Genomic DNA, 2,903 nt, shown 5'->3' on the forward strand with positions numbered 1-2,903 from the left:
CTGATCAAGATTACGGCCACCGGCGGGGTACTGAGTGTGGCCAAGAGCGGCCACAACCCGCAGTTCAGCGAGGAAGAGATCCGAGCCGTTGTGGAAACGGCCAAGGACTACGGCTTCAGCGTTGCCGCCCATGCGCACGGGGCCGAGGGTATGAAGCGGGCGATTCGGGCCGGGGTGGATTCCATTGAGCACGGCAGCCTGATGGACGAGGAAGTCATGGCGCTGATGAAACAGCACGGCACCTACTATGTGCCGACCATCATTGCCGGCAAGTGGGTGGCCGAAAAGGCCGACCAGGAGGGCTTTTTCCCCGACGCGGTGCGGCCCAAGGCGGCCGCCATCGGCCCGAAGATTCAGGCCACCTTTGCCCGGGCCTATAAGAGTGGGGTCAAGATTGCGTTCGGCACCGACAGCGGGGTATCGCCGCACGGCCAGAACGCCAAAGAGTTCGCCTACATGGTTGAGGCCGGGATGCCGCCGCTGGAGGCGATTCGGTCGGCAACCCTGGAGGCCGCCCGTCTGCTTGGCCAGGAAGATCGGCTGGGCACGCTCGAAGCCGGCAAGCTGGCCGACGTGGTTGCGGTGCCGGACGATCCCAGCCGCGATATTACCAGCTTGCAGCGTGTCAGTTTTGTGATGAAGGACGGGCTGATGTATAAACGGCCGTGAGCCGCGTTCAGCCGAGCAACACCATCCCGATGCCGACCAGGACGATGAACACCCCGGGCAGCTGACGCAGCACCTCGCGTTCTCGCCACACCAGCAGGGCCAGGATCAGGGCCAGGACGGCCTCGATCTGGCCGACGGCTTTTGAATAGGCGACCAGCGTCAGGGCGTAGGCCCAGAACCAGCACAGGCTGCCGCTGAAGGACACCGCGCCGATCATCGCCATGCGGCGCCAGTGGCTGGACACGAGCCGGAATTCCTGGGGGCGGGTGAGGACGAGAGTCACGGTCAGGATCACGACCTCCATCCAGGTGGTGTGAAACAGGGTGTGAACGGCCGGGGTGAAACGCTCGCTGCCCACGCTTGGGTTGGCCAGCACGAACTGGGCGCTGGCGCTCTTGAGCATGAAGCTGGCCAGGACCAGCAGGACGGCGCACAACAGGGCCAGCAGCGGCCCGCTGCTCAGATGGAAGGCTCGCCGCCAGCCCTGGGGACCGCCTTGGCGGCCGAGGTTCATCAGCACGACGCCGGCTCCGCACAGCACGACCCCGACCCAGCCCAGCGAACTCGGGGCTTCGGCAAAAAAGAGCACCCCGACCAGTGCGGTGAACACCACTTCGAGTTTGTGCAGGACGATCGTCTCGGCAAAATTGGCGTGTCTGAAGGCCGACACCAGCGCGATATTGCCCAGCAGTTGGGCCACTGCGGTGACCGCGCAGTAGGCAAAAAAGGGCGGGGACAGACGTGGCACGCCGACCCACACCAGCAGGCTGAGCATCAACAGGGTCGAGAGTGGGAGATTAAAGGCAAAGCGCGACCAGCTGTTCAGCGTCGGCGAGATCTGACCGACGAGGCTTTTTGACAGGGCGTTGCGGGCGGTTTGCAGGCAGCCGCCGGCCAGACTGAGTTCGATCCAGGTCACGCCAGGTCACGATCCGGTGTGTCAGAGGGTGTGTGGATGGATAGGGAAAGTCCACTCAGGTGTGGTGCGTCGTGGTCAGAGGGGTAAAAAACTCCCGCACCTGTTCGATCACAAAATCCGGCCGCTCCTCGGCTACAAAATGGCCACAGCGTTCCACCACGCCGCCTTCGAGCTGTTCGGCCACCCGTCGCCAGACCGGCAGGGGGTCGCCCATGAAGCGCGCACCGCCCCAGGCCCGGACGGGCATACTGAGCTTACGGGTACACGTGCTGAGGTTAGCGACATCTTCTTCGAGCGCCGCCCGGTAATAGTGAAAGCCCGCCCGCAGCGCACCGGGCTGGGAGTAGGCGCGCACGTACTCGGCCATGTCTTCGGCGCTGAACACGCTCGGGTTATAACACGCCACCCGGCACAGACGGTCGATGTACAGAGGGATGTGGTCACGCACCAGCAGCTCGGCCAGGTCGGGCGAGCCGCCCTGAAACATGACGTGCCACAGGCGCCGGATGCCCCGCAGGTCGAGCGGCTCGTCTTTGCGGACCAGGCCGGGGGTCGATTCCAGGATGAGCAGGCGCTCGACCAGCTCGGGATGATCGTAGGCCAGATAATACGCCACCGTGCCGCCCCAGTCGTGGCCGGTGAGACCGATGTGTTGGTAGCCGAGGTGGCTGACGAGCGCATACACGTCCGCGGCCAGGCTGCGTTTGTCGTAGCCCGTCATCGGCCGTTCGCTGTCGCCCAGGCCGCGCAGATCGGGGGCAATCACGGTGAAGCGGTCCGCCACCGCCGGGATGATCTTGCGCCACTCGTACCAGGTCTGGGGCCAGCCGTGAAGAAAGACGAGCGGATAGCCCGAGCCGGCCGTGACATAGTGCATGCGAAAGCCGTTGATGCGGGCGGTGTGGTGGGTCACAGCGGATGATGCGGTCGGCCTGTCCAGGCGGGGATCATCGTCCGCTGGGCCGGAGTGTGACATGGGGCGGTCTGCTTTCTGCACTTACTCGGCCAGGGGGACGACCGCCACGAGGGCAGCATCAGCACCAGCCGACCTGGTCGTATGTCCGCTGCCGGTCAGGTCCGCGGCCAGGACGGCATCGCCGGGACCGAACTGACGCCGCGTGCCGTCGTTAAGCCCGATCTCCATCTGGCCGGCCAACAGAATGACGTACTGGCGGCGCGGGGCGTTGTGCCAGTCCATGAACGCGCCGGCCTCCAGCTCGCGGAACACAATGTGGTCGGTGGCCTGTTCGCTGCTCAGGGCCGGGTGGGAACTCGGCGCCTGGTCTTCGATGTGGGAGTGGCCGTCATCACCGGT

General features: G+C 65.1%; 4 protein-coding genes. 1 reads left to right on the top strand and 3 read right to left on the bottom strand.

Features of this window, described 5'->3' with window-relative positions; all coding sequences use genetic code 11:
* The coding region (locus J4F42_17945) for an amidohydrolase family protein (protein ID MCE2487401.1) at positions 1-669 on the top strand (669 nt) is incomplete at its 5' end.
* 7 nt (positions 670-676) lie between these two features.
* Here the strand turns inward: J4F42_17945 and J4F42_17950 are convergent.
* The 3 genes from J4F42_17950 to J4F42_17960 form a co-directional block, all read right to left on the bottom strand.
* On the bottom strand, positions 677-1,588 hold the full coding sequence (locus tag J4F42_17950) for an EamA family transporter (protein ID MCE2487402.1): 912 nt from the start codon (positions 1,586-1,588) through the stop codon (positions 677-679).
* A 55-nt stretch (positions 1,589-1,643) separates the two neighbouring features.
* On the bottom strand, positions 1,644-2,564 hold the full coding sequence (locus tag J4F42_17955; GenBank protein MCE2487403.1) for an alpha/beta fold hydrolase: 921 nt from the start codon (positions 2,562-2,564) through the stop codon (positions 1,644-1,646).
* A 21-nt stretch (positions 2,565-2,585) separates the two neighbouring features.
* The coding region (locus tag J4F42_17960; protein ID MCE2487404.1) for a hypothetical protein at positions 2,586-2,903 on the bottom strand (318 nt) is incomplete at its 5' end.

It is taken from the genome of Desulfurellaceae bacterium (assembly GCA_021296095.1).
GTDB lineage: Bacteria > Desulfobacterota > Binatia > Bin18 > Bin18 > JAAXHF01.